This window comes from Streptomyces sp. BA2 (assembly GCF_009769735.1).
Lineage (GTDB): Bacteria > Actinomycetota > Actinomycetes > Streptomycetales > Streptomycetaceae > Streptomyces.
Genome location: NZ_WSRO01000002.1, coordinates 8,122,207 through 8,148,921, shown reverse-complemented (window position 1 = coordinate 8,148,921; position 26,715 = coordinate 8,122,207). Strand labels below are relative to the sequence as shown.

Here is a 26,715-nt window from a genome sequence, read left to right as displayed (position 1 = left end):
GACCCTAGCCATGCACGGGCATGGTCGGGGCGATGCCGCGGTGCCACAAAGCGGCCATGGCCGCTACAGGCCAGGGGCCGGTCCGCTCGGCACTCAGCCGGGCCGGGGCGCGGGCACGGCGAAGCTGCGTCCGGTCGTCTCGCGCAGGGCGAAGGGGGTGGTCGCGTCGAGGGCCACCCGGCCGGGGATCCGGCCCGCCGCCCGGTGCTCGGCCCAGGCCTCGGTCTGGGAGGGGTCCATCGGTACGGGCCCCAGATCCGTCCACTCCGTACAGTCGGCCGCCAGATTCGAGCGGGTGGTCATCGCCCACAGCACGTCCTCCGTACAAGAGACGGCGATGTCCTCGTCGGTGAGGACGACCGTCTTGACGAAGGGGTGCCGGCGCAGAATCTCGCGGGCGAGGCCGGGCAGGGCGGTGTCCCCCGCGGCGGACGCCTTGCGCACCGCGACGGTGAGCAGCAGCATGCCGCCGCCGGCCGCGGCGAAGTGCAGGTCGTGGACGGCCAGGTCAGGGTGGTGCGGCAGGGAGAGTGCGACGGACAGCGCCCCGGCGGTGCCGAGGAGGTACGACTGCTCCCGGCCGGGGCCGACGACCGCCTGGTAGAGGGGGTCGTGGCGGGTGGTGACCGCGGTCACGGTGAGCACCGGCAGGCCGGACCGGGCCCGGCCGTCGTAGCCGAGGAACTCCGGCAGCGAAAGCCCCGGTTCGGCGCCGTCGAGAGCCTCGTCCGCCACCTGGTCGTCGAGGTGTCCCTCGATGACGATCTCGGCCTGGGCGAGCGCGGGCACGGGCTGGGTCAGGCCCGGCGAGAGCTCGATCGCCTCGCCGGCCAGCGCCCCGGCGAGGGCCAGCTTGTCGACCGAGAGCTCGACCGGGGGCCCGTCCGCCGACGGAGCGTCACCCGGCCCCAGGAAGGCCGTGTTGACCGCGGAGGCCACCATGACGGCGGGCGGCACCCCGATGCTGACGCTGACCGGGAGGCGATCGCCCCGCTCCAGGGCCCGCCGGTGCAGCTCGCCTAGTTTGCGGCCCGGCACCATCCACACGGTGAGCCGGGACCGGTCGAGCACCAGCATGCGGTGGCAGGAGAGCGCGGTCTCCCCGGTGACCGGGTCCTCGGCCCGGATCAGCGCGGTGGTCAGATACGGGCCCGCGTCCCGAGGTGTGCTGGTCAGTACGGGCAGCCGGCGCAGATCGACCTCGTCGCCGACGGCGGCCACCGCACGGCAGGGCGCGTCGGGCACCTCGCGCGGCGCCGTCCGGGCCGCCGCCGCGAGCAGCGGGACCACCGTGTCCGGGGCGGCCCGGTCCGGCAGACCCGGCAGCCAGCGCCGCAGCCGTGCCGCGTCACCGTACAGACCGAGCAGGACGGGGAGTTGGAATCCCTTGACGCCGCGGTAGAGCACCGCGGGCTCGCTGCGGGAGATCCCGACGGCCGGTACGCCGGCGTGGGCGGCGGCGAAGTGGGCCGCCACCTCCGCCACGGGCATCGGCTCGGTGTACTCGTGCAGTGCCTCGGGCTCCTGGGCCCGCAGCTGGGCCAGTGCGGCGCGCACCGAAAGGCCGGGGTTGCCGGTCATGGAGTGCGCTCCTTACGGGAGTCGGCCCCGGTGGCGTCGTGCGCGCCCGGGGGCCACAGGGCCCTGAGCTCGCCGAACCAGGCGTCGAGGTCGGCGGCCCGCAGCAGACCCGTACCGATCAGCAGCCCCCGATAGCCCGCGGACAGCAGTCCGGCCGCGTCGCCCGGGGTCTCGATGGCGCTGGCGCTGACCGGCACGGCGGTGCCCGTGGCGCGGACCCGGTCGATCAGCCGATGGCTGCGCCCCAGGTCTCCGGTGTCGCGTTCGCGCTGCCGGATGTCCTTGTTGTTGACGGCGATGACACAGTCCTGCGCCTGTTCCACCGTGGCGAGTTCGGCCTCGGAGGTGATCTCGACGAACGGGGTCACGTCGTACTCCAGACAGATCCCGATCAGCCGGCGCAGCACCGTGCGCGGCAGCACGGTCGCGGTGAGCAGAACCGCGGACGCCCCTGCGGCGGCCACGGCCGCGATCTGCTTCTCCTTGGTGAAGAAGTCCTTGACCAGGAGAGGCAGTTCGGTGGCCTCGGCCACCTCTTCGAGCAGCTCGGGTGTGCCGCCGAACCAGGACCCGGTGACCACGGAGAGCGCGGGCGCGCCGAGCTCCGTGTACCGCGCCACCAGCTCGCCGACCGGACGGCCTGCGAACAGGTCGGCGCCGTGCGCGCTGTTGCGCTTGAGCTCCATGATCACGGGGATGTCGGCGGTGCGCAGCGCGGCACCGAAGCGTCCGCCGCCGGTGAGCTCGGCGGGTGCGGAATCAGCTGACGGCGACGGCATGGCGCAACTCCTCTCTACGGCGGCGCAGTTCCTCGCTCCAGGCGTGCCGGATCCCATCGACGATCAGCGGGGCAAGCGTGCCGTCGGGCCTGCGCGCCCCGCTGTCCACATCGATGCCGAGGAATCCGTCGTGCCGCAGGGCCGCGCCGTGCTCCTTGGCCGCGCCGGCGGTCAGCCCGCCGGCGAGCAGGAACGGGATCCGTACCGTGTCGAGCACAGGCGCCAGGGCCGCGGGGTCAAGTGGCTTGCCGGTGCTGCCGATCCGCCCGTCGTCGCCCACCGAGTCGAACAGGAACAGGTCGGTGCCCGCACGCTCGAAGGCCGTGACGAAGGGCTTCTCAAGCACTTTGCCGCGGCGCACATGCAGCACCTTGAGCAGCACGACGTCCGGCAGGGCCGCCCGGACCGCGGCCACCTGCCGCGGCGTGGTGTAGCCGTGCAGCTGGACGCGGCGCACCCCCGAAGCCCGTACGGCATCGCGCAGTTGCTCCGGGTCGTCGAGGAGCGTGACCAGGACGGGCTCAAGACCGCGCTCCAGGGCGAGCCCCGCCAGCGTCGTCAGCTCGTCCCGCGTCAGGTCGGCCTTGCCGTCCGGCACTCCGTACCAGAGGCCGACCGTGGTCACCGGGGAGCTGCTCAGCAGTCTGATCTCGCTGGTGCGGGTGAGTCCGCACACCTTCAGCCACACGGGGATCAGACCTGGCCGAAGGGAGCGGGGATGCGGGCCAGTGAGCGGGCCACCAGCTCCTCGTCGTAGCCCTCGTCCGCCAGCTCATCGGCCATGTACTTCTCGTATGAGCCCAGGTCGAAGTGGCCGTGGCCGGACAGGCCGAACAGGATCGCCTCGGACCTGCCCTCCTCGCGGCAGCGCAGGGCCTCGTCGATGGCGGCGCGGATGGCATGCGTCGACTCGGGGGCGGGCACGATGCCCTCGCTGCGGGCGAAGGTGAGGCCGGCCTCGAAGCAGGCGGTCTGCGGGACCGCCCGCGCCTCCATCAGACCGTCCTGCAGCGCCTGGCTGACCAGCGGGGCGATGCCGTGGTAGCGCAGGCCACCGGCGTGGATGGACGGCGGGACGAAGGAGTGGCCGAGGGTGTGCATCTTGAGCAGCGGGGTGAGCTGCGCGGTGTCACCGAAGTCGTAGGCGACCTGGCCCTTGGTCAGGGTCGGGCAGGCTTCGGGCTCGGAGGCGATCACCCGGACCTGCTTGCCGCCGCGCAGCTGCTCGCCGAGGAACGGGAAGGTGAGACCGGCCAGGTTGCTGCCGCCGCCGGCGCAGCCGATCACGATGTCCGGGTAGTCGTCGGCCATGTCCATCTGCAGGAGGGCTTCCTGCCCGATGACCGTCTGGTGCAGCGCGACGTGGTTGAGCACGCTGCCACCGGCGTAGTTGGTGAACGGGTCGTTCATGGCGACCTCGATCGCCTCCGAGGTCGCGATGCCGAGCGCGCCGGGGCAGTCCGGGTCCTCGGCGAGGATGGCGCGGCCCGCCGCGGTCTCGGTGGAGGGGCTGGGCACACAGGTGGCGCCGTAGGTGTGCATCAGGGCCCTGCGGTAGGGCTTCTGGTGATAACTCACCTTCACCATGAAGACCTTGACCTCGAGGCCGAAGAACGCGCCGGCCAGGGCGAGGGACGAGCCCCACTGGCCGGCGCCGGTCTCGGTGGCCAGACGGCGGATGCCCGCTTCCTTGTTGTAGAAGCCCTGCGCGATACCCGTGTTCGGCTTGTGGCTGCCGGCCGGGCTGCCGCCCTCGTACTTGTAGTAGATGCGCGCCGGGGTGCCGAGCGCCCGCTCGAGGCGGCGGGCACGGAACAGCGGCGAGGGACGCCACTGCGCATAGATCTGCCGCACGGTGGCGGGGATCTCGATGTCCCGCTCCAGGGTCAGCTCCTGCTCGGCGAGCTCCTTGGGCATGATGCCGGTCAGGTCGTCGACGGTGGCGGGCTGCCCGGTGCCCGGGTGCAGCGGCGGGTCGACCCGCGCGAGATCGGCGGCGATGTTGTACCAGCTGGTGGGTATCTGGTCGTCACGGAGCTGGTACTTGATGGTGTCCACGTCGGTAGTCCTCGCGATTGCGGTGAAAAGGCTGATGAACAAAGGAAATTGATGAGGTGTCAGGCGAGCTCGGTGGCGGCATCGGCCACCAGCGACCCGTCGGCGAACCGGGTCCGGTCAGGGCCGGCGAAGATCTTCGGATGCGCGCTGCGCATGCCGTCGAGGATCTGCTGGTAGGGCAGATCGTCGAACTCGCCGTGCTCTCTGAGAAACTCCATGTGCGCCTTCCCCTGGCCGTCATAGGGGTGGTAGACGCTGTCGGCGGTGCCGTCGAAGTCGAGCGGCCGCATGCCGTAGAGGCGGCAGAGCAGCCGGTTGAACACCGGGGTGGCCCGCATCCAACGGCCGTCGAGCCGTACGGAGGTGAGCGCGTGGTAGTGGAAAACGTCACCGCCGATGAACTCCCGGATCTTCGGCGACGACAGATGGTTGCGTACGTCGGTGAGCACGAGCCGGGCCGGAATGCCGACCGAGCGCAGTGCGGAGGCGTACAGGACGGACTTGTGGATGCACAGTCCCTTGCCTGCCTTGACGACCTGCGACGCGGTCAGCCCCTCGCGGGAGAAGTCGGCGCCGTAGATCTCGTAGCCGATCTTGTCGCGGACCGCGTAGTACAGGCGCACCGCCCGGTCCCGGTCGTCGGCCCCGCCATCGGGCAGCACCTCGTCGACGAACCCGGTCACCTCGGCGGAGCCGTGGTCGAGGAAGTCGGTGGCGGCGAGTGTGGGTTGCATGGTCGTTCTCCCTGTCACAGCTGTTCTCCCGCTTGTCTCGCTTCTCCCGCTCCTCCGGCTCACAGGCCGAGCATCGAGGCGATACGGCTGTACTGGACCTCGGTGGTGCCGGAGTAGATGGTTCCGGCGACGGCTCCGCGCAGCTCCTGCTCCAGGCCGTACTCGGCCATGTAGCCGTTGCCGCCGAAGATCTGGACGGCGCTCAGCGCGGATTCGAGCGCGGCCCGGCTGGTGATCAGCTTCGCCGTGGCCAGGTCGACCGTGACCTTCTGCCCGGTGGTGACCTTCTGTGCGGTGTCGTACAGCCACTTGCGGGAGGTCTCGAGGCCGATCTTCATGTCGACGATCCGGTTGGCCACCGACTGGAAGCCACCGATCGGCTGCCCGAACGCCGTGCGCTCACCGGCGTACGCGATACAGCTCTCCAGGCGGCGCTGCATCTCGCCCGTGCCGACGATGAAGGAGCAGAGGATCTCCCACTTCATCACGTGATCGAGCACCAGGAAGCCGGTGCCGACCCGGCCGATCACATTCGCCTTGGGCACCCGGCAGTCGTCGAAGTACAGCTCGCACAGCGGCGAGGCCTTCAGGCCCATCTTCTCGATGGGGTTGCCGACGGTGAGCCCAGGGGTGTCCCGCTCCACCAGGAACGCGGTCACCCCGAGCGGGCCCGCCGTCGGGTCCGTCTTGGCGTAGACGACGATCAGGTCGGCCACCGGGCCGTTGCTGACGAAGGTCTTGCTGCCGTTGAGCACGAAGTGATCGCCGTCGGCGATGGCGGTGGTGCGCATGTTCATCGCGTCCGAGCCGCTGCCCGGTTCGCTGATCGCATGCGCGCCGATGGTCGTTCCTTCGCAGACGCCCGGCAGATGACGCCGCTTGAGCTCGGCCGAGCCGAACCGCTGCAGCGACACGCCGGTGCTGACCATGTGGGTGGTGACGGAGAAGTTGAGTCCGCCATTGCGACAGCCGTGGCCGAGTCCTTCGAGGACGTACATGGTGGTGAGCAGCGACTGTCCGAGCCCGCCCCACTCCTCGCCGAACGGCAGCCGGAGCAGCCCGGATTGGGCCACGGCGTCCCACGGCACGCGGGGGAACTCGGCCTGCTTGTCGTAACGGAAGTGGTCGTCGCCGAACTTCTCGAACCACGGGGTGAGGCCGTCGCGCAGGTCACGCTGGTCGCTTGACCATTCGATCACGGTGGAACTCCTGGAAGGTGGTGGCGGTGCGCGGCACGGTGGTGGGGTGCGTCAGTAGTGGGACGAGGCCGCGCCGTCCAGCGAATGGACCTCGTCACCGTTGAGGGCCGGGGTGAAAACGCAGACGAGGCGCAGGTCCTCCTCCGGCCAGGCGATCAGCCAGTGCGCGTCGTGCTCGTCGAGGGCGTAGAGCGTGCCCGGCTCGATGAGGTGGCTCTCCCCCGCCATGTCGACGACCTCGCCACGGCCCGAGATGCAGTAGCAGGCTTCGAGATGGCGGCGGTACTCGAGCAGGGACTTGGAGCCGGCGGCCACGACGGTGTCGGTGACCGTGTACCCCATGTTGTCGGCCTCGAGGAGGAATCTGCGGCTGACGCCGTTCCCCCAGTCCACGGTCTTCACGTCTTCCAGCTTGCGAATGATCACGGATTTCCCCCCAACGACTCTGCTGTGAATAAGTAGTTGACTGTCAGTGCGCCGGTTCCGGGCGCAGCCCTTCGACGAACCGGCCGACCTCGGCGAGCAGGTCGCCGCCGGCGTTCTGCGCCTGCTCGACGCGGTCCACCAGGGCTGTGCCGACAATCGCCGCGTCGGCACCGAGTGCGCCCATCGTCCGGACGTCCGCACCGGTCCGTACCCCGAAGCCCACGGCGATCGGCGCGGCCGTGCTGCCCCGCAGGGTGGCGAGGACCGGCCTCAGCGCGTCCGCCCGGGGCGGCGGGGCGGTCCCGGAACGCCCGTAGTGGGCGACGAGATAGAGATAGGCGGTGGCATGCCGGGCCGCCTGCGCCAGTACGTCGGGTTCCGACCCGGCGTAACAGCTGGTGACGACGGGCTGGCCGATCCGCTCGGCGGCCTCCAGATAGCCCGGGGCCGCCCGTGGCGGCAGTCCGTGCAAGAGGACGCCGTCAGCGCCGCAGTCACGGGACTTGGCCACGAACTCCTTGATCCCCACGGGCCGTACGGAGTGCCGCCAGTCCGCGAGCAGCGCCACCTTGGTGTGCCGCAGCCGGGGCCGCACCGCCGCGATGAACCCCAGGACGGCGTCCAGGTCCGTCCCCCTGTCCAGGGCCCGGCGGGCGGAGCGCCGGATGACCGGGCCGTCGGTGACCGAGTCCGGGAAGGGCACCGCGAGCTCCAGGCAGTCCACGCCCGCCTCGTCCAGGAGCAGGACGAGGTCGCGCAGCCGGTCCAGGCCCGGGTCGCCGGCGTTCACGAAGAGCGCGAGCCCCGGGTCCGACGGTCCGCGCCCCGCGAAGAACCGCCGCTCCGACGCGCCTGCTACGTGGGTCGGTTCAGCCGACACGTGCCATCACCGGCTCCCCCTGGTTGCCCGCCGGGTGCGACCGCGCCCGGCGAAATGCGCGCAGCCGCTCGACCAACTCGAGCGCGGCGCCCGAGTGCATCGCGTTCTGAGCGACTCGGAAGGCTTCCGCCCAATCGGTGCGGGTGCCCGAAGCGACCGCCGCCGCGGCCGCGTTCAGGCAGATGCTCTGCACGGCGGCGTCGGGCCCGTCCCCGCCGAGCAGCGCGAGCAGCTGCGGGACCGGCGACCCCGCGTCGTCGTAATTCGGACCCAGTTCGGCGAGCGTGCCCGGGTGGAGGCACACCCCGTCCAGAGTTCCGGGCTCGATCGTCAGGTCCGGGCTGCCTGCCCCGGTACGGATCGTGTTCCTCGCGAACCCGATCAGCTCGTCCACCCCGTGGTTGTTGTGGAGCAGCCAGACCTCGCGCCCCGACAGCGAGTCCGCCACCTCCGCCAGGGCCGGAACGAGCGCCGCGTCGGAGACCCCCGTCAGCTGGGCGCCGACCGGAACGGCCGCCAGGAAGGGGCCGAGGACGTTGAAGATCCGGCCGACCTGCTTCATGCCGTACGGGAGGATCGCCCGCGCCAGACGGCTCAGCTCCGCCGGGTAGACGAACCCGTCCGCGAAGGCGATGCCATGGGCGTCGAGCATGTCCTCGCACTCGGCGTACGAGGAGGCGGTGGGGATGCCGAGGCGTTCGAGGAGGTCGATGGAGCCGAATCGGCTGGTGTAGCCGCGCGACCCGGTCTTCACGACCTTGACGCCGGTGGCGGCCGCGACCAGGACCGAAGCGGTGGTCAGGTTGAAAGTGGCAGGGCCACCCCCGGTGCCGACCACGTTGACCGTGCCCGGCCAGGACGCCGGCTGCTCGCGCCGTGCGTCCAGCGAGGCCACGAGCGCCACCGCGGTCTGCGCCTGCGGCATCCGGGTGGACAGCGCACTGACCGTGGCGAGGGCCTCTCCGGGGTGCAGTTCCTTGTGCCGCAGCCGGTCCCAGAAGCCGTCCCATTCCTGGACGGTCACCGGCCGGGTGCGGGCCACGAGGCTGTGGAGCAGTTCGGTCACGGCTACTTGGCTCCGGCCGGCACGTCGCCCGAGGCCACGAACGTCTCGATGTCGCCGACCGAACGGAAGTTGTCCGGGGCGATCTCCATGGCGTCGATGTCAAGGCGGTACCGGTCCTCGAGCCAGCTGACCAGGGTGAGCAGGCCGAGGCTGTCGATCACGCCGTTGGCCAGCAGGTCGTAGTCGTCGGCCAGCTCGTCGGCGGGGATGTCGAGCAGGAACTCCTCGACCAGGTACTTCTTGATGTCGTCGATACGTGCCATGTCGGCCTCCTGAAAGGGTGACGGGTTCATACGGGAATCGGACGGCTCGCACGGGCGAGCCGGGCGAGCCCGCAGGGCAGCCGGACGGGGTGCCGCAGCGGGGTGGATTCGTACGGGAGTCAGGCGCTCTGCCCGTGCAGCCGTCCCAGCACGGCCTTGCGGTCGAGCTTTCCGGTGGGAGTGCGGGGCAGCGCGGTGTCCACAAGGTCGACCTTCGAGGGAATGGCGACTCTGGGCAGCAACTTGGCGGCGTGCTCGCGGAGTTGAAGCCCGTTGAGCGCCGAATGCCCGGTGCGCTGCACGACCGCGTGCAGCCGTTTGCCCGCCCGCTCGTCGGGGAGGGCGAGCACCGCCGCGTCCGCCACCTCCGGATGCCGGCGCAGCGCCTCTTCCACCTCGGCGGTGTTGATGCGTACTCCGCGGACCTTGACCACGAAGTCGCGCCGGCCCTCGAGCGTCAGCGTCCCGTCCGGGTGGCGCCGGACCAGGTCACCGGTGCGGTACCAGCGCCCGGTCGCGCCCGGCTCGGCGGAGCCGCCGCCAGGGTGCGGGACGAACACGCCGTCGTCCAGGGCGGGGTCGAGGTATCCGGCGCTCTGGAAGGGCGTACGGACCATGAGTTCACCCCGGCCCGCACCGGTGAGGACGGCGCCCTCCTCATCGAGGACGAGCGCGTCGGCGCCGGTGACGGGGCTGCCGATCGGCACCGAACCGTAGCGCCCCGGATCCACGGCCGGGTCGATCTCGTGGACGAAGCTGTCGTTGGTCTCCGTACAGCCGTAGACGTTGTGCAGCCTGGCCTTCGGAAAGAGCCCCGGCAGGGCTCCGAGCCCCTTCGCGGAGATTGCGTCGCCGGTCAGCAGGACGTGCTCGACCTGCGCGAACTCATCGCCGCGGGAGAGCCGTTCGGCCTGTCCGAGCAGCTGGAAGAGCATCGGTACGCCCTGCACCACCTGGACCGGGCGGGCCTGGAACTGCTGCAGCAGATGGGCCGGGTTGACCGCCAGGTCCTGGTCCACGAGGGCCGCGCAGCCGCCGCTCGCCAGGGTCGTCCAGATGTCGAGGAGACACAGGTCGAAGTTGAGCGGGGCGTAGTTGAGCACGGTGGATCCCGGTCCGATCCCGAACCGCTGCCCGGCCCAGGCGGTGAAGCGGTCGAGGGCGGCGGCGGACACGGGCACGGCCTTGGGCAGTCCGGTCGAGCCAGAGGTGGTCAGCAGGAAAGTGGTGTCCTCGGGCAGGGCCGGACACCCGGAGCCCTCGGTCCCGGCGGGCTCGCCGAGCACAAGCCCGGGGTGTGCCGCCTGGTCCGTGAGGGCCAAGGGACTGGGCAGGCATGGAGCCCCAGCCCGGGCGAGAAGTTCGCCCAGCGTCTCCTCACCCAGCTCGGCGGAAGGGATGAGCACGGGCTGACGCAGGGCAAGACAGGCGAGCAGGACCGCGACGGCCTGTGGAGATTTCTTGGCCACCAGGGCTACCGGGCCCTCGCCCGGTAGCCCCAGCGCTTCGAGGCCTCGGCGAGCCGTGCCGGCCAGGCCGCTCAGCTCGGCGTAGCCGATCTCCTGCCCGTGCCAGAGCAGGGCCGGGGCGTCCGGGCGCTGCTCTGCCTGTGTGCCGACGCGTTCCGGCAACGTGGTCCATGCCATCGCGCAGTCATCCCCCCTGTAATGCAAAAGACGTGATCCGGTCGGGGCTTTGCCCCCGAGATTCCCCGGAGCTCTCCGGGCAGCGCCATCGCTGCGCCAGGAGAGAAAGAATCCGGTGCGCCGGGCGAGCTCTTCCCGATAAACGGGCCATGGTTCGCACAAACACCGGGCGGAAACCCTTGGCTGCTTTTCAGCCGCCACCGGGCATCGACATCACGATCCTTTCTGATTCAACCTGCAAGAGTCCAGCGGGAACCGTGGCCACTCAGTGCCATGTCCATAAGCGGAAGTCATGAGTTAACGTGCAGCAGCGGGTCCGAAGGGCCCGTCTGGGGGGCCAAGCCAGTTTCAAACTTAAACCGTTGAAAGTTGTGGTAACCCGCCAGCTCGCCCGATTTCGAGGGACCCATGCACCAGGAAACCGCAGTCGACGCCCACAAACTCTTCCGCCATATGTTGGCCGAATCAGGGAGGAGCACCTCGGCGGCCCGGACCCGCCTCAAGCTGAGCGACCAGACCTTCGAAGCAGCCGAGGCGCTTCTGCTCGAGCTGGGTCTCATCCGGCCCACCACCGCCGGCGACACCTTCGTCGCCGTCCACCCGGAGACGGCCCTGGCGCAGCTGCTCGCCCTCGAGCAGCAGGCGATACGCGAGCGGCTCACGCTCAACGAAGAGCTGTCGGAGACCATGGCGATCCTGGGCTCCAATCTCCTCGCCCTGCAGTCGAGGACGGAGAGCGACGCCCAGCTCAATCTGCTGATCGGCGAGGACAGCATCGCCGCCGCGCTGCACGGCGCGGCCATCAAGGCGCAGAACGAGATCCTGAGCATGCACCCGGGCTCGCCCCTGCCGCAGCGCATGCTCCAGGAGAGCATGGAACGCAATCAGACCGCTCTGAAGAGGGGCGTCACCATGCGGGCCATCCACCTCAACTCGATGGCGAGCCTGCCCCACGGCCGTGCCCATCTGGCCGCCCTGAAGGACGCCGGCTGCGAGGTTCGACTCGCCTCCGTGCTGCCGTTCCGGATGATCCTCGTGGACAACGCCCTTGCCTACATGTCCGCTTCACCCCGTGACGGACAGATGACCGCACTGGAGGCCCGCGGCCCCGACATCTGCCAGCTGCTGCGCGGCACCTTCGAGCACTGCTGGGTGCACGGCACGGTGCCGCCCGACGCCACGGCGGCCCCCAAGGGCGCCGTGGACACCCCCGGCGAAGTGGAACTGGACGAGCGCGAGACGGCAGTGATCAAGCTGCTTGCCAACGGCAGCAAGGACGACTCGATCGCCCGGGCCCTCGGCATCTCGCCGCGCACACTGCGCCGTATGACCACGTCGATCATGGAGAAGCTCGACGCCGAGAGCCGATTCGAGGCTGGCGTGAAAGCGGCGGCCCTGCAGCTCGTCGATGTACCCGGCGCCAACCAGGAGAACGTTCACAACGTTCGGTAGTCGGCGTTGACAGTTCTGCCACCGAGCCATAATCTACCGACATGCAGAAACACTTTTCCGCATTGCGGAAAAGTGAGCGGGGGGACCGCGAGCGTTTCGGTTTGCGAACGGGGCATTGAGCCGGTGCGGACACTCAATGAAGAGGCTTTCCGTCCACACCTCTCCCTGATGCGATTGCTTATGCTCGTGCACCACCAGGGGGAGTGATGAGTGCAAGACTGCGCATGACCATATCCACGAAGTTCAAAACCCGCTGCCGTGACCTGGCGTGGGGGTCCTGGTAAACGACGCGGCACTCTTTTGGTGCGGGGTCAGAGATGTTCCGGCAATATCCCGGGCTAGAAGCCAGACCACTTCGCGGTTCTGATATTCCGCTATTCCGCTTTCACCAGGCGGTTCTTCCTGCGATGACGCCGCCGGCGCAATAAGCTGCGCCTCATCCACGATCACGCAATCCGGCTCAGCCGCTGATGTTGTGAGCGGGCGGGTATTGGCGGTGGTTCCCGTCATCGCGTCCGGGGTGCACTTCGGCAGAATCACGATGCGTGCGCGGGTGCGTTCGGCCGATGCGCGGTGCCGCCCGCACAGCGCGGGATGCTGACCCCCGGTCGCGGTGCGGTGCCGGCCCGCCCGGTTGGGGCCCATCGAGCCCAGCGGGACCATCTCCGCAGGTGGTCGACTGCCCCACTCCCGGTTCGCGCGAAGCCGTTGTCCACGTGGCGCACCGTGTGATCGTGGTGGGTTGCTGTCGCACACACCATCGACCCAGCGCCACGCGTTCTTGGGAACCGGCGAGAACCGGCAGAGAACATCCAGCTCTTCGGCCAACTCGTCGCGGTGGGCCGGACTTGTGGCCGAGTAGAGGCACTCCGCCCGCGCGGGCTCACAGATATGAAGAACCCCGGCGGCGATATGCCCTTCCCAGGGCCGCAACGCCCCCGGCGTACGAAAAAGATGCCACAGGGCGGAAGCGTCGAGGAGGTTCGGGGTGTTTGGGGTCGAGCAGGCGCAGGCCGCTGATGCGGGGCAGGTCGCGGTGGTGGTCGATGGCGATGCGGTAGCCGCCGGAGTGGGCGACCTCCACCGGAGTGCCGTCGGGCGTGTAGCGGAGGGTGATGCGCTGGCCGTTGCGGTCCACGATGGCCTGCAGGGGCAGGCCGACCACCTGACCGTCGTCGATGGGACACGGGGAGTGGAAGAACAAGGGGTCGGCACAAGCCGTCAAGGGGACGAGTGGGAGCACGGCCCCATGACGAGTATTCGGACAAGGGGGCGAACAGCGCGGCCCCTTGCCTCGAACATCAGACCGTGCGGCGGAGACTCTGCCTGGGAGCGACCGGATCGGGTGACCGTCCGTCCACCCCCAGTTGGCGTCGCTCCCAGACTAGCCGCTCCCTGGGAGCGCAGGGAGCGGCTCCCCGCTCCCAGAGTTGCTCCCAAACACGAAGTAGGGGCCATCCGAAGATGGCCCCTACTTGCGACGTTTCCGTCGGGACGACAGGATTTGAACCTGCGACCCCTTGACCCCCAGTCAAGTGCGCTACCAAGCTGCGCCACGTCCCGGTGCGCGTGTCCCGCGGTGTTCTGCGTGATCGCGCAGACAGAACTTTACCCCACGTTCGGGGGTGGTCCTCGCCCCCGCCGAGCGCCCTCGCGAGGGACAATCGCCGTATGAGCACCGCACCTCGCCCCGATGACCGTGGCCGTGACCGTGACGCCGAAGGGCGGGCCCGTAACGCGCGGCCGCGTGATGGGCTCGGGCGGCCGTTGCCGTACGGCACCGACGGCGTGGAACGGCAGCCCGAGGGGGTCACGCGTACGCCCGATGAGACGGTCACTCAGGCGCAGGCGCTGCTCGACGCGGGGCGGCCCTTTCACGCCCACGAGGTCTTCGAGGACGCCTGGAAGTCGGGGCCCGATGACGAGCGCGACCTGTGGAAAGGGCTCGCGCAGCTGGCCGTTGGGCTGACCCACTCCGCCCGCGGCAACCTCACGGGCGGGGCGCGGCTGCTGCGCAGGGGGGCAGGTGCGATCGGCGGCGGGAAGTGGGGCGAGCGGCCGTACGGGATCGATGTGGACGGACTCGTGGCGTGGGCGCAGGAGTTGGCGCGGTCCCTGGAGGGGGGCGGGTCCAGGGTGGACGCCGCCGAGCACGCGCCGCGGTTGCGCGGAGGCAACTGACGCAGCCGCCGCGGTCCCGCCCGAACGACCCGGGCCGGACGCCGGACACCCCGGGCGGAACACCCCGGCCGGGCAGCCGGCACCAGCAAACCGGGGCCAGCAAGCCGGGGCCAGCAAGCCGGGGCCAGCATCGGAGCGACCAGCCCAGCAGCAGCCGCACCACACTGCCCCCCCGAGCAGCACCCCAGGACGCCAACCCCGAAGCACCGCCCCGCCCCCGAGCAGCGCCCCACGAACCCGGCCTGGCGGCACCGCCCCGGTCACGATTCCGGGCATCGCACCGCCCAGCAGCAGCACCACACCGCCCCAGCCCGGAACCACCGCCCCGGCGACAAGCATGGGTATCGCGCCGCCAGGCAACGGCAACACCACACCAGCCCCCGAACCGCACCCCACCGACCAGCCACCCGGCACGCCCCGGCATGACTCGCCCCGCCCAGCCCCCCGTCTCCCCCCTCACCCCCGTACGGCAGACTCTCGGCGTGCGAAAGATTCATGTCATCGGTATCGGCGCGGGCGACCCCGACCAGTTGACCCTGCAAGCCGTCAAGGCCCTGAAGAGCACCGACGTGTTCTTCATCCTCGACAAGGGCGGCGATAAGGACGATCTCGTCCAGCTTCGGCGTGATCTCCTCGACGCGCACCGCGCCGACGGCGCCTACCGTGTGGTCGAGGCGCGGGACCCCGCACGCGACCGGAAGGCGGGTGGGGCGGACTACTCACCCGCCGTCGGGGACTGGCGCAGCCGCCGTGCGGACATCTACGCGCGGATGATCGCCGATGAGCTGGCCGAGGACGAGTGCGGCGCGTTCCTGGTGTGGGGCGATCCCGCGCTGTACGACAGCACGCTCGGGATTCTGGAGGAGGTCCTCGACCGGGGCGAGCTGACCTTCTCGTACGACGTCGTGCCCGGTATCAGCAGCGTTTCCTCGCTCGCCGCCAAGCACCGCACCGGCCTGAACCGCGTCGCGCGCCCCGTGCAGATCACCACCGGGCGGCGCCTCGCCGACGGCGGTTTTCCCGACGGTGTCGATGATGTCGTGGTCATGCTCGATGCTCAGCAGGCGTTCCGGCAGTACCAAGGCGGAGAGGGCGGCGACATGTACATCTACTGGGGCGCCTACATCGGGACCGCCGACGAGATCCTCGTCTCCGGGCCGCTCGACGAAGCCGCTCCCCGCATCGAGGCCCTCAGGGCCGAGGCGCGCGAGCGCAAGGGCTGGATCATGGACACCTATCTGCTGCGCCGCAACCTGGACTGAACGCCCTCGCCGACGAACGTCACCGGACCGGACCGGCCCCGCATGCACAGGCCCATGCGCGGTGTGAGGGTGACGGTGTGACCACCACCGCCGAGCCCGCCGAGCCCGCCGCCGAGGCCCCTGCGCAGGGGCCACCCGTCCTGGACAAGCGCCGCCGCAACATCGTCTTCGTGACGATCATGCTGGGGATGCTGCTCGCCGCGCTCGACCAGACCATCGTGGGCACCGCGCTGCCCACGATCGTGGCGGATCTGGGCGGCGCCGAGCACATGTCGTGGGTCGTGACGTCGTATCTGCTCGCCGAGACCGTCGCCACGGTCCTGGTCGGCAAGTTCGGTGACCTCTTCGGGCGGAAGATCGTCTTTCAGGTCTCGGCGATCGTCTTCATCACCGGCTCGTTCCTGTGCGGTCTGTCCACGAACATGACGCTGCTCATCGCCTGGCGCGCCCTTCAGGGCATCGGCGCGGGCGGGCTGATGGTGACCTCGATGGCGTTGATCGCCGATGTCATCCCGCTGCGCGAGCGCGGCAAGTACCAGGGGGCGATCGGCGCCGTATTCGGTGTCGCCACCGTCATCGGGCCGCTGCTCGGCGGGCTCTTCACCGACCATCTGACCTGGCGCTGGGCCTTCTACGTCAACGTGCCCATCGCGATCGTCGTGGTGATCGCCGCGGCCCGCACGATCCCCGTCGTGAAGTCGGCGGTGCGTCCCGTCATCGACTATCTCGGCATCGCGTTCGTCGCGATCGGCGCCAGCGCGCTGATCCTGGCGACGAGTTGGGGCGGCAACCAGTACGCGTGGGGGTCCGGCACCATCATCGCGCTGTTCGTGGGCGGCGCGATCGCGCTCGCGCTGTTCTGTGTGGTCGAGACGCGGGCCGCCGAACCGATGCTGCCGATGCGGCTCTTCGCCAATCCCGTCTTCACGGTCTGCTCGATCCTCAGCTTCATCGTCGGCTTCGCGATGCTGGGCGCGATGACGTTCCTGCCGACCTATCTGCAGTACGTCGACGGGGACTCGGCCACGATCTCGGGCGTGCGGACGCTGCCCATGGTGATCGGGCTGCTCATCGCTTCGATCTTCAGCGGCAATGTGGTCAGCAAGACCGGGAAGTATCGGATCTTTCCCATCATTGGTGCCTTGGTGATGGCGCTCGGGCTGTATCTGCTCTCGCTCATGGGCAGTGAGACCAGCGCCTGGCTCGAATCGCTGTACATGTTCGTCCTCGGCGCCGGCATCGGGCTCTGCATGCAGGTCCTGACGATCGCCGTGCAGAACACCGTCGTCTACTCGGACCTGGGCACGGCGACCTCAGGGGTCACCTTCTTCCGTACGCTCGGCAGCTCCTTCGGCACCGCCGTGTTCGGGACGATCTACGCGAATACGCTGAAACCGAATCTGGAGGACGGGGTCGCGGCGGCGGCCCAGGCCGGGGCCGCGGATCCCGCCGTGGTGGCCAAGGCCGCACAGAGTCCGCAGGGGCTGCACGGCCTTCCCGCGGAAGCGGCCGTGCCCATCATCAAGGCGTACGCCGACACGTTGCACACCGTGTTCCTGTGGACGGTGCCCGTGGCGCTGCTCGGGTTCCTGGTGGCGCTCTTCCTCAAGCAGGTGCAGCTGCGGGACAGCGCGCGGATGAGTTCCTCGGACATGGGCGAGGGCTTCGCGTCGCCGACGTCGAGCGGCAGCCCGGACCAGGTGCTCGAGCTTGCGGTCGGGAACATCATCCGCAGTACCGGCATGGACACCGCTCGTCGTGTCATCCGCGAGTCCGACACCCGGCTCGACGTCGCGGGCGCGTGGGCCGTGATGCAGGTGACGCTCTTCGACCGGATGGTCGGTCACTCGAATCTGAGCCTGATCGCCGCCCGGCGTCAGCTGCCGGCGGAAGTCCTGGTGCCGGTCTTCGACCGCATGGTCGAGGAAGGGTTCCTCACCCGCTCCGGGACGCTCTTCTCGCACACCCCCGCCGGTGAACGCGAGGCCGACGTGATCGGCAAGGCGTGGGCCAAGTGGCTGGGCGAGCAGGTGGAGAAGGACAGCGGCCGTCCCGCCGACCAGGACCTCGTCAAGGCCGTGGACGCGATCGCGAAGCGGCTGCTCGTGGAGGATCTGGAGCATGGCCTGGTCCCCGAGGCGAGGCAGCCGGTCGCGGTACCGTCACGCAAGGCCTAGACCGCGGCCCTGTTCACCGCGTGCCTATTCACCGTGGCTCTGTTCACCGAGGCCCCGTTCACCGAGGCTCTCTTCCAGGTGTGCCAGCACGCTCTTCCCGTCCGGCAGCACCGTCGCGCCCTCCGGCGGCCTAGGGCGCCGGACGATCACCACGGGTACGGACAGCGCGCGGGCGGCGGTGAGCTTGGCCGCCGTGGCCACGCCGCCGCTGTCCTTGGTCACCAGGACGTCGATGCGGTGCTCGCGCAGCAGCGCCGTCTCGCCCTCCACGGTGTAGGGGCCGCGGTCGAGGAGCACCTCGGTGTGGCGGGGCAGGGGCGGATCCGGCGGTTCCACGGAGCGTACGAGGAAGTGGAGTTCCGCCAGGTCCGGGACCGCGCGTACGTCCGCGAAGGTGGCGAGGCCGAGGCGCCCAGTGGTCAGGAAGACGCGGCGCCCGAGTGCGGGCAGCAGCGCCGCCGCGTCCGTGAGGGAGGCGGCGTCGTGCCAGTGGTCGCCCGGCTGTGGCCGCCAGCCCGGCCTGCGCAGCATGACGGAAGGGATGCCGGTGGCCGCCGCCGCACGGACCGCGTGCTCGCTGATGGTGGCGGCGAAGGGGTGGGTGGCGTCCACGACGGCGTCCACCTCGTGGTCGCGCAGCCAGGCGGCCAGGCCGTCCACACCGCCGAACCCGCCGATGCGTACGTCTCCTTCGAGCGCGGCCGGGCGGCTGACGCGCCCCGCGAGCGAGGTGGTCACACGGACGCCGGGGCGGACGGCGAGGTCGGCGGCGAGCCGGCGGGCTTCGGTGGTTCCGCCGAGGACGAGCACATGCATGCCCTGAGGCTACGCGGCGCCGCGCGGCCGGGTTCGAGCAGTTCGAGCAGTTCGAGCAGTTCAGCGCAGCAGCAGCTGGAGGCCACCGAGCACCGTGGCCCCGATCACCAGTCGCTCGAAGAGGCGCTGATTGATCCGGTGCACGGCCGCCTTGCCGATGAGGGCGCCCGGGATGACGAAGAGCACGAGTGCGGCGTCGAGCAGCAGCGAGTGCGCGTCGATCAGGCCGAGGCCCACGCTGAACGGCACTTTGGAGGTGTTGACGATGAGGAAGAACCACGCCGACGTGCCCAGGAAGCCGAGCTTCTGGAAGCCCGCGGAGAGGAGATACATCGACATGACCGGGCCGCCCGCGTTGGCGACCATGGTGGTGAAGCCGCCGAGCACGCCGTAGGAGGGGGCCTTGAGCCGGGAGCCGCGCGAGGGGTGCGAGGCTTCCGGCTCGACCGCGGGGGCCCGGCGGCGCCACAGCGTGACCGCCGCCATCATCAGCAGGATCGCCCCGATCGACGTACGGACGACAGCGTCGTCGGCCCACATCAGGAAGACCGTGCCCACCACCACGCCCCCCGCGACGGCGGGGAACAGCCGCCACAGGGTGGGCCAGTGAGCATGCCTGCGGTAGGTGAGGACGGCCAGGACGTCACCCGCGATGAGGACGGGCAGCAGGACACCGGTCGACTCGCGGGCCGGCAGGACCGCGGCGAAGACCGCGAGGCTGACCGTGTTGGCCCCGCTGACGGCGGTCTTCGAGAAGCCGACGAGCACCGCGGCCGCGGCGAGCGCGGCGAATTCCCAGAGAGATATGTCCATGCCGGGGCGAAACCTACGCCCCGCTGTAGGTGGCGCGCAGCTCCCGCTTGAGGATCTTCATGCTGGGGCCGAGCGGCAGTTCGGCGGTGAACTCGACGCGGCGCGGGTACTTGTGGCGGCCCAGGTGCTCCTTGGACCACTCGGTGATCTGCCCGGCGTCGGGCGCGGAGCCGGGTGCCGCGACGACGACGGCGCAGATCTCCTCGCCGTGCACGTCGTCGGGCAGCCCGATCACGGCGACGTGCGCGATGTCCGGGTGGCGCATGAGCACCTCCTCGACCTCGCGCGGGTAGACGTTGAAGCCGCCGCGGATGATGACGTCCTTCTTGCGGTCGACGATGGCCAGGAAGCCGTCGCCGTCCTTGGTCCCGAGGTCACCGGTACGGAACCAGCCGTCGACGACGGCCTCGGCGGTCGCCTCCGGGCGCCCCAGGTAGCCGGAGAAGACGTTGTGGCCGCGGACCACGACCTCGCCGAGCTCCCCCGCAGGCAGCAGCTCGATGCGCCCCTCGACGTCGGCGCGGGCGATCTCCACGTCGACGCCCCACAGCGGGTGGCCGATGCTGCCCGCCCTGGTGCCGAAGACGGGCTGGTTCACGGAGGCGGTGGGCGAGGTCTCGGAGAGCCCGTACCCCTCGTAGACCGGTACGCCGAAGGCCTGCTCGAAGCGTTCCAGTACGGCCACGGGCAGCGAGGCGCCGCCGGAGATCGCGAGCCGCAGCGTGGGCAGCTCGGGGGCCGTGGACGCGGCGGCCACGAGGTTCACGTACATCGTCGGCACCCCGTGGAAGGTGTTGACGCCCTCCGCCGCCATCAGCTCGACGGCCCGCGCGGCGTCGAAGCGCGGCAGCAGGACGAGCGTCGCTCCCGCGCGCCAGGTCGCGTTCATGGAGACGGTCTGGCCGAACGCGTGGAAGAGGGGGAGCGCGCCGAGCGCGATGTCGTCGTGGCGCACGTCATGGGCGTCGAAGGCGCAGACGGTCGCGTTCATCACGAGGTTGAGGTGGCTGAGCACGGCGCCCTTGGGGACGCCCGTGGTGCCGCTGGTGTAGAAGACGACGGCGGGGTCGTCGGCGTCCCGCGTGACGTAGCTGGGCAGTGGCTCGGCCGCGCCCGCCAGGGTCTCCAGCTCGCCGTCCCCGCCGAGGGTCAGCATCCGTACGCCGGTGGCCGCGGCGGCGGCCTTGCCAGTCCCGGCCTGTGCGGGGTGGCAAAGCAGCAAGGTGGCGCCACTGTCCCGCAGGACGTGCTCGACCTCCTCCGCGGAGAGCAGGAGGTGTACGGGGACGACGACGCCGCCCGCGGCGAGGATCGCGTAATAGGCGCGCGGGAACTCGGCGGTGTTGGGCGCCATCAGAGCCACCCGGTCCCCCGGCCGCACCCCGAGCCCCACGAGCGCCGCCGCCTGCGCGCGGGCCTGCGCCCACAACTCACTGAAGGAGAGCCGCAGTTCACCCTCCACGAGGGCGGTGCGGTCCGGCCTGCGGCGGGCGGGCTCGGCGAGGATCGCGGCGAGGGACAGCGTGGCCATGGGTGGTGCTCCGTTTCCTTGCGTTCCTTGCGTTCCGTGCGGTCTTGCGGGGGGGGAATTTCAGCCGCGCTCGACGAGCAGCGCGCTGCCCTGGCCGACGCCCACGCACATCGTGGCGAGGCCGCGGGCCGCGCCGGTGCGGCGCATGCGGTGAAGGAGGGTGGTCAGGATGCGGGCGCCGGAGCAGCCGAGGGGGTGGCCGATGGCGATGGCGCCGCCGGTGGGGTTCACCAGCTCCGGGTCGATGCCCAACGCGTCGACGCAGGCGATGGCCTGGGCGGCGAACGCCTCGTTGAACTCGGCCTCCTGGAGATCGTCGATGGACCAGCCGACGCGGGTGAGCGCCTTCTGGGTGGCGGGGACGGGTCCGATGCCCATGACGTCCGGATGCACACCGGCGGAGGCGCCCGCGACGTAACGCCCGAGGGATTCGAGCCCGAGCTCGTTCAGGGCTTCCTCGCTGACGAGGAGGAGTCCGGCAGCGCCGTCGTTCATCGGCGACGCGTTGCCCGCGGTGACGGTGCCGTCCTTGCGGAAGACGGGGCGCAGACTGCTGAGCTTCTCGTACGAGGTGTTCTCACGGACGCATTCGTCGAGGTCGACGAGGGTGCCGTCGGGCAGCGTGACGGGGAGGATCTCGGCGTCGAAGTGGCCGTTCTTGCGGGCCTCGGTGGCGCGTTGGTGGCTGCGGAGGGCGAAGGTGTCCTGGCGCTCGCGGGAGATGTTGTGGCGCGCGGCCACTTCCTCGGCGGTCTCGCCCATGGCGAGGACGCCGTGGAGGTCCTTCATGGCGGGGTTGACGAGACGCCACCCGAGCCGGGTGTCGGCGGTCTCCATCTTGTGCGGCAGCGCTTCGTCGGGGCGGGGCAGGACGAAGGGGGCGCGGCTCATCGACTCGGAGCCGCCCGCGAGGACGATGTCGGCCTCGCCGCAGGCGATGGTGCGGGCGGCGGCTGTGACGGCTTCCATGCCGGAGGCGCAGAGCCGGTTCACGGTGGCGCCGGGCACGGAGTCCGGGAGGCCGGCGAGGAGGGCGGCCATGCGGGCCACGTTGCGGTTGTCCTCGCCCGCCTGGTTGGCGGCGCCCCAGTAGACGTCGTCGATCCGGGCGGGGTCCAGCTCGGGGGTGCCGGCCAGGAGGCCGCGTACGACGGTGGCGGCGAGGTCGTCCGGGCGTACGGAGGAGAGGGTGCCGCGGAGTTTGCCGATGGGGGTGCGGCGGGCTGCGGCGAAGTGGACTGGGCGCACGATACGGCTCCGGATCGTTTGCGGTACGTAAATTAGCACTGCTAGTTTTTTAGTGTACGGGGAGGCTCCGCTCGGCGGAAGAGCGGTCTTTTCCCCAACCCCGCCCCTTCCCGAAAACCGTGCCTGTGCCCCGGACCTACCTGGGGCTCCGCCCCAGACCCCGCACAAGATGTCCTCAAACGCCGGACGGGCTGGATTTCCAGCCCGTCCGGCGTTTGAGGACGAACTCGGCGAAGCCGGTGATGACGGCAACCGAGGCCCCCGCGCCAGAGCGGGTTCGCGGGAAGGGGCGGGGTTGGGGAAGGAATAGGGCCTAGCCGAGCGCCACCCGCACCGGACCACCACCCGCGTCAACCTTCCCGACCCAGCTCCCCGAGAAGTACAGCCCCCGGTTGGGAAGGACCTTCCCCAGCACCCGCTGCCGGTACAAGCACCGCCCATCCTGCGAGACGACCAGAACAGGGCAGACCAAGGCCTTCGCAGTCCGCAGGACGAAGCGACTCCCCGGAGCTCCGGGCGAGAGAAGGTTCGGTGCCACCCACCGCAGTGGGGCCCCGACCACCACCGGCACCGCGCCGCACGGCCACCCCACGCCCTCAAGATGCCCCCGCACAGCGCGAGCGACCCGTACGCCCTCCCCCGCCGCCACCCGCGCCGGCACCACCGCATGCACCCCGCTGCCCACAGCGAAGACGCCCGGGGACGCCGTGCGGAACGAGCCGTCCACCGCCGGGCCCCGCGTTCCGGCGTCGAGAAGGACACCCCCGCGCCGCGCCAGCTCGTGGTCAGGGACGAAGTCGCCGGTGAACACCACCGTGTCGCAGGCGAGCACGCACTCGCGCCCGTCGCGCCCATCGCCCCGCCGCAGCCGCACCCCCGACAACCGCCCACGGCCCATGAGTTCGGCCACCACCGCCCCGGTCACCAGCGGCACCGAGGGGACCCCGAGCCGGGCCGCGGCCGCCCGGCACCGGCCTACCTGGGGCCGCTTCTCCTCCGTGACGAGCGCGGCGACCTCCACGCCCGCGCGCCGCAGCGCGGACAGCGCCGCGTAGCTCACCGGCTCGGCTCCCACGACGACCGCCCTGGTGCCGATCTCCTGCCGGTAGATGTTGACCGCCTGCTGCAACTCCCCTGTGGTGAAGACTCCCGCCGGGCGCGACCCCGGCACGAGCCGCGCCGTCCGTGGCCGTTCCCGCGCGCCCGTGGCCAGGATCAGGGCGCGCGCGGTGATCCGCTCCAGGCCGTGCGGTCCCGTCGTGTCCAGGGACAGCGGCCCGGCCCAGCCGGTGGCGCTCACCCCGGTCCGCACGGCCGCTCCGGCGCCGAGCGCGTCCTCGACGAGGCGCTCCGCGTACTGCGGTCCTGTCACTCCCCAGCGTCCGAACCCGCCGTGGTGGCAGTGGTGCGGCACTCCGCCCGCTCGCGCCTCGCGTTCGAGGACCTCCACCGTGCCCGCGCCCGACGCGGCGAGTCTCGCGGCCGCGGCGAGCCCCGCGGGACCACCGCCGACGACCAGTACGTCCACACTCCGCTGCCGCCTCATCGCGCCGCCCCCGACTCGCCCCAGCCGTCGAAGAGTTCGCGTACGGCGGCCCCGCAGTAGAACCCCTGGCAGCGCCCGCCGCGCGCCCGCGTCCTGCGCCGCAGGCCGTCAAGTGATCCGGGCGGGACCGTGCTGATGAGGGCGTCCCTGATCTCCCCGCGGGTCACGCGCTCGCAGTGGCAGACGATGCTGCCGTACGCGGAGTCGGTCGCGATGAGGTCGGCGCGCTGGTAGGGGCGGAGGAACGCCTCTCCGAGGTTCGGCATGCTCACCGGGTCCAGGTTTCCGGCCACCGTCAGGTCGAGGTCGGGGCCCGCGGCCTCGGCGAGCAGGCCGACGACGTACTCCGCGATCGCCATCGACGCGGTGAGGCCCGTGGACCGGATGCCGCCGACGGTGATGTACCGCTCCTCCGGTGAACCGTGGATCTGGTAGTCGTCGTGCTCGGTGGCCGCGCGCAGCCCGGCGTAGACGGCGGTGACCTCCTCGTCCAGCAGCGCGGGCAGGATGCGCCGGCCCTTGGCGCGCAGCCCGGCAAGACCTTCCCCGGTCGTGCCGGTCGCCCTCCTGTCGTCCAACTCCTCGGCGGTGGGGCCGAGAAGGACGTTCCCGTACACGGTCGGCGCCACGAGCACGCCCTTGCCGAGCGCCGTCGGCACCGGCAGGAGGATGTGGCTGACGAGGTCGCGGGCGAGCTTGTCGAAGACGATGAGCTGGCCGCGGCGCGGGGTCACCGTGAACGCGCCCCGGCCGAGCACCCGCCGGTCGAGCGCGTCGGCGTGCAGACCCGCGGCGTTGATGAGGTAGCGGGTGCGTACGACACCACGGGGCGTGGTCAGTTCATGGCATTCGGAGCCGCCGGGAGGAGACGAACCGACCTTTTCCACCGTGCAGTTGAGGTGCAGGTCCACTCCCTCGCGGACGGCCTGGGTGGCGTACGCGAGTGTCGTCGTCCAGGGGCAGATGATGGACTCGCCGGGGACGTCGAGGGCACCCAGGGCGCCTTCGCCCAGGTGGGGTTCGCGGGCCCGGACCTCGTCGGCGCCGATGATGCGGGCCTCGTCGTAGCCGTTGCGTTCCGCCTTCTTCAACAGGCCCGGCAGTGCGGCCAGTTGCTCCTCGTCCCAGGCGATGAGCAGTGCGCCGACCGGTTCGACGGGAATGCCCGACTCGGCGGCGTACGCGGCGAGCAGACGGCTGCCCTCGCGCACGAGACGGGCCTCCAGGGAGCCCGGCACGGCGTCGAAACCGGTGTGCAGGATCGCGGTGTTGGCCTTCGACGTGCCGTCACCCACGTCACCGGAGGCTTCCACCAGGGCGACACGGAGGCGGTGGTGTCCGGCCAGTTCGCGGGCGATGGCCGAGCCGACCACCCCGGCGCCGACGACGGTCACGTCGTAGGGCTCCGCCGGCAACGGGCCCTTGGTGGTGACACTCATGACGACGGAGCGGGCGCGCGGTCGAGGAGGGCGTCGACCGCCGAGCGGAAGCCCCCGAGGCGCTCGGCGGCGCGCGTGGCGTCGATCTTCGGCTCGTACACGGTGGCGGGCCGCCACCGGGGGACGGCGTCCCGCACCGTGAGCTTCGGGTCGAGGCCCATGCGGGCGACGACACCCACACCGAGGGCGGTGACATCGGGCAACGCCGATACTTCCACGGGGAGTTGGAGCAGGTCGGCCTGGGTCTGCATCAGGAGGGCCGAGCGGGTCAGGCCTCCGTCGACACGCAGGCTCGTCAGGGGCTCGCCCAGGTCGGCGGCCACGGCGTCGGCGAGGGAGACCACCTGGGCCGCGATGCCCTCGCACAGGGCGCGGACCAGATGGCCGGGGGCCGTGTCGAGGCCGAGGCCGGTGATCGAGCCGCGCAGGTCGCCCCGCCACCAGGGCGCCGCGAGCCCGGCGAGCGCGGGCACGAACGTGACGCCGCCCGCGTCCGCCACCGACGAGCCCACCAGGTCGAGGTCCGCCGCCCCCTCGATCACGCCGAGGTCCGTGAGCCAGCGGACGGCGGACGCGGCCGTGTAGACCTGCCCGTCGAGGCAGTAGCTGCTCTCCCCCGCAAGTCGCCAGGCGACGCAGCTGACCAGGCCGGAGTCACCGCGCCGCGGGCGTGGGCCGGTCTGGGCGAGCAGGAACGCGCCGGTGCCGTAGGTGCACTTGGCGGTGCCCGGCTCGGTCACGTCCTGGGCGAGCAGCGCGGCCTGCTGGTCGACGAGGAGGCCGGTCAGCGGGAGTTCGGGCCCGAAGGCCTTCGTCGTGCCGGCCGGGCCCGCCGCGTCGACGACGCGCGGCAGCCGCTCATCGGCGAGGCCGAAGACGTCGAGGGCGCGCGGTGACCACGTGACGTCGTCCAGGTCGAGGAGCTGGGTGCGCCCCGCGGTCGCCGCGTCGGTGACGAACTCGCCGGTGAGCCGGTGGATCAGCCAGGCGTCGCTGGTGGTGACGACGCCTTCCGGCGTGAGGTGGCGGCGTATCCACGCCATCTTGGGCGCGGCGAAGTAGGGGTCGAGGGGGAGCCCGGTCAGGCGCCTCAACTCTGCGGAGTACGGGGCGAGTTCCGCGCACAGCGGCTCCGCGCGCCGGTCCTGCCACACGATCGCCTCGGTCAGCGGGCGGCCTGACGCGGGATCCCAGGCGAGCACCGTCTCGCCCTGGTTGGCGAGGCCGACCGCGGCGACCGGCTCCCCCGCGTCGGCCAGGGCGCGGCGTCCCGCGTCGACGACCGAGGTGAGCAGGGCCGCCGGGTCGACCTCCACCCGGCCGCCGGGAAGGTGGCGCGGGCGTACGGGCGCGGCGCCCGAACCGATCACTCCGCGTTCCGGACAGAGGACGAGAGCCTTCGTGCCGGACGTGCCCTGGTCGATGGCGAGGACAGCCTCGCCGCGCGGTCCTCCGCCGTTGGTGATCACCGCGGAAGCCTGCTACAGCGCCCAGGAGGGCGTCAAGAGCCCCCTTCATGGGCCGGTCCGTCACTGACTCTTTTTCAAATTGCCAACGGGCGCGCCGAGTTGAACACAAATCGATCCCAAAAGATCCACGAACCGACCTGTAAACGGAA

The 26,715-nt window shown here is 70.8% G+C and carries 24 protein-coding genes, 1 tRNA gene and 1 pseudogene; 4 read left to right on the top strand and 22 right to left on the bottom strand.

The window, feature by feature from the left end; genetic code table 11:
- Nucleotides 1-93: 93 nt before the first annotated feature.
- From E5671_RS39150 to E5671_RS39100, 11 genes are all read right to left on the bottom strand, one after another.
- On the bottom strand, nt 94-1,581 hold the full coding sequence (locus E5671_RS39150; RefSeq protein WP_160508965.1) for a UbiD family decarboxylase: 1,488 nt from the start codon (nt 1,579-1,581) through the stop codon (nt 94-96).
- Nucleotides 1,578-2,360, bottom strand: coding sequence for an indole-3-glycerol-phosphate synthase (locus tag E5671_RS39145; protein ID WP_160508964.1), 783 nt, complete (start codon nt 2,358-2,360; stop codon nt 1,578-1,580). Before E5671_RS39145 ends, E5671_RS39150 begins: the two co-directional genes overlap by 4 nt.
- On the bottom strand, nt 2,341-3,048 hold the full coding sequence (locus E5671_RS39140) for an N-(5'-phosphoribosyl)anthranilate isomerase (protein ID WP_160508963.1): 708 nt from the start codon (nt 3,046-3,048) through the stop codon (nt 2,341-2,343). Before E5671_RS39140 ends, E5671_RS39145 begins: the two co-directional genes overlap by 20 nt.
- Nucleotides 3,049-3,053: 5 nt before the next feature.
- A complete protein-coding gene (locus E5671_RS39135; protein ID WP_160508962.1) occupies nt 3,054-4,418 on the bottom strand; it encodes a TrpB-like pyridoxal phosphate-dependent enzyme in 1,365 nt (454 codons plus the stop codon).
- 59 nt (nt 4,419-4,477) lie between these two features.
- Nucleotides 4,478-5,152 (bottom strand): transglutaminase-like domain-containing protein, encoded by a 675-nt coding sequence (locus tag E5671_RS39130; protein WP_160508961.1) that lies wholly within the window; start codon nt 5,150-5,152, stop codon nt 4,478-4,480.
- A gap of 59 nt (nt 5,153-5,211) precedes the next feature.
- Nucleotides 5,212-6,351 (bottom strand): acyl-CoA dehydrogenase family protein, encoded by a 1,140-nt coding sequence (locus E5671_RS39125; protein ID WP_160508960.1) that lies wholly within the window; start codon nt 6,349-6,351, stop codon nt 5,212-5,214.
- A gap of 51 nt (nt 6,352-6,402) precedes the next feature.
- On the bottom strand, nt 6,403-6,777 hold the full coding sequence (locus E5671_RS39120) for an ectoine synthase (RefSeq protein ID WP_160508959.1): 375 nt from the start codon (nt 6,775-6,777) through the stop codon (nt 6,403-6,405).
- Nucleotides 6,778-6,820: 43 nt separating this feature from the next.
- Entirely contained in the window at nt 6,821-7,657 is an 837-nt protein-coding gene (trpA, locus tag E5671_RS39115) for a tryptophan synthase subunit alpha (protein WP_160508958.1), read from the bottom strand.
- Nucleotides 7,647-8,723, bottom strand: coding sequence for an anthranilate phosphoribosyltransferase (locus E5671_RS39110; RefSeq protein ID WP_336605980.1), 1,077 nt, complete (start codon nt 8,721-8,723; stop codon nt 7,647-7,649). Before E5671_RS39110 ends, trpA begins: the two co-directional genes overlap by 11 nt.
- Before the next feature lie 2 nt (nt 8,724-8,725).
- Entirely contained in the window at nt 8,726-8,986 is a 261-nt protein-coding gene (locus E5671_RS39105) for an acyl carrier protein (protein WP_160508957.1), read from the bottom strand.
- A 119-nt stretch (nt 8,987-9,105) separates the two neighbouring features.
- Nucleotides 9,106-10,632, bottom strand: a complete 1,527-nt coding sequence (locus E5671_RS39100) for an AMP-binding protein (protein ID WP_160508956.1) — start codon at nt 10,630-10,632, stop codon at nt 9,106-9,108.
- A 408-nt stretch (nt 10,633-11,040) separates the two neighbouring features.
- Between E5671_RS39100 and E5671_RS39095 the strand changes: the two genes are divergently transcribed.
- Nucleotides 11,041-12,084: a helix-turn-helix transcriptional regulator gene (locus tag E5671_RS39095; RefSeq protein WP_160508955.1), complete on the top strand. Its 1,044-nt coding sequence runs from the start codon at nt 11,041-11,043 to the stop codon at nt 12,082-12,084.
- Between the two features lie 243 nt (nt 12,085-12,327).
- Here the strand turns inward: E5671_RS39095 and E5671_RS39090 are convergent, their stop codons facing one another.
- The 4 genes and pseudogenes from E5671_RS39090 to E5671_RS39080 form a co-directional block, all read right to left on the bottom strand.
- Nucleotides 12,328-12,594 carry a hypothetical protein gene (locus tag E5671_RS39090; RefSeq protein ID WP_160508954.1) on the bottom strand — a complete coding sequence of 89 codons (267 nt, stop codon included), beginning with the start codon at nt 12,592-12,594 and terminating at the stop codon, nt 12,328-12,330.
- A 152-nt stretch (nt 12,595-12,746) separates the two neighbouring features.
- A pseudogene (locus E5671_RS47530) lies at nt 12,747-13,047 on the bottom strand (VapC toxin family PIN domain ribonuclease); the annotation flags it as partial.
- A complete protein-coding gene (locus tag E5671_RS45600) occupies nt 12,968-13,327 on the bottom strand; it encodes a hypothetical protein (protein ID WP_202121435.1) in 360 nt (119 codons plus the stop codon). The pseudogene E5671_RS47530 and the gene E5671_RS45600, both read right to left, overlap by 80 nt.
- Before the next feature lie 246 nt (nt 13,328-13,573).
- Nucleotides 13,574-13,647 (bottom strand) — tRNA-Pro (locus E5671_RS39080).
- A gap of 108 nt (nt 13,648-13,755) precedes the next feature.
- On the opposite strand from E5671_RS39080, the gene E5671_RS39075 reads away from it, so the two are divergent.
- The 3 genes from E5671_RS39075 (at nt 13,756) to E5671_RS39065 (ending at nt 17,704) form a co-directional block, all read left to right on the top strand.
- On the top strand, nt 13,756-14,265 hold the full coding sequence (locus E5671_RS39075) for a DUF309 domain-containing protein (protein ID WP_160508953.1): 510 nt from the start codon (nt 13,756-13,758) through the stop codon (nt 14,263-14,265).
- A gap of 482 nt (nt 14,266-14,747) precedes the next feature.
- A complete protein-coding gene (cobF, locus tag E5671_RS39070) occupies nt 14,748-15,527 on the top strand; it encodes a precorrin-6A synthase (deacetylating) (RefSeq protein ID WP_336605979.1) in 780 nt (259 codons plus the stop codon).
- Between the two features lie 77 nt (nt 15,528-15,604).
- Nucleotides 15,605-17,704, top strand: coding sequence for an MDR family MFS transporter (locus E5671_RS39065; protein WP_336605978.1), 2,100 nt, complete (start codon nt 15,605-15,607; stop codon nt 17,702-17,704).
- Between the two features lie 24 nt (nt 17,705-17,728).
- Here E5671_RS39065 and E5671_RS39060 read toward each other — a convergent pair whose 3' ends face one another.
- The 7 genes from E5671_RS39060 to E5671_RS39030 all read right to left on the bottom strand — a co-directional run bounded on the left by E5671_RS39060 (nt 17,729) and on the right by E5671_RS39030 (nt 26,566).
- Nucleotides 17,729-18,520 (bottom strand): cobalt-precorrin-6A reductase, encoded by a 792-nt coding sequence (locus E5671_RS39060; RefSeq protein WP_160508951.1) that lies wholly within the window; start codon nt 18,518-18,520, stop codon nt 17,729-17,731.
- A 60-nt stretch (nt 18,521-18,580) separates the two neighbouring features.
- A complete protein-coding gene (locus E5671_RS39055; protein WP_160508950.1) occupies nt 18,581-19,333 on the bottom strand; it encodes a sulfite exporter TauE/SafE family protein in 753 nt (250 codons plus the stop codon).
- A gap of 13 nt (nt 19,334-19,346) precedes the next feature.
- The gene (locus tag E5671_RS39050) at nt 19,347-20,864 is read right to left on the bottom strand and encodes a long-chain-fatty-acid--CoA ligase (RefSeq protein WP_160508949.1); all 1,518 of its coding nucleotides are present in this window, start codon (nt 20,862-20,864) and stop codon (nt 19,347-19,349) included.
- A 60-nt stretch (nt 20,865-20,924) separates the two neighbouring features.
- Nucleotides 20,925-22,112: an acetyl-CoA C-acyltransferase gene (locus E5671_RS39045; protein ID WP_160508948.1), complete on the bottom strand. Its 1,188-nt coding sequence runs from the start codon at nt 22,110-22,112 to the stop codon at nt 20,925-20,927.
- Between the two features lie 313 nt (nt 22,113-22,425).
- A complete protein-coding gene (locus E5671_RS39040) occupies nt 22,426-23,658 on the bottom strand; it encodes an FAD-dependent oxidoreductase (RefSeq protein ID WP_160508947.1) in 1,233 nt (410 codons plus the stop codon).
- A complete protein-coding gene (locus tag E5671_RS39035; protein WP_160508946.1) occupies nt 23,655-25,097 on the bottom strand; it encodes an FAD-dependent oxidoreductase in 1,443 nt (480 codons plus the stop codon). The genes E5671_RS39040 and E5671_RS39035 overlap by 4 nt, the downstream gene beginning before the upstream one ends.
- Nucleotides 25,094-26,566, bottom strand: a complete 1,473-nt coding sequence (locus E5671_RS39030; RefSeq protein WP_336605977.1) for an FGGY family carbohydrate kinase — start codon at nt 26,564-26,566, stop codon at nt 25,094-25,096. Before E5671_RS39030 ends, E5671_RS39035 begins: the two co-directional genes overlap by 4 nt.
- Between the last annotated feature and the right edge of the window lie 149 nt (nt 26,567-26,715).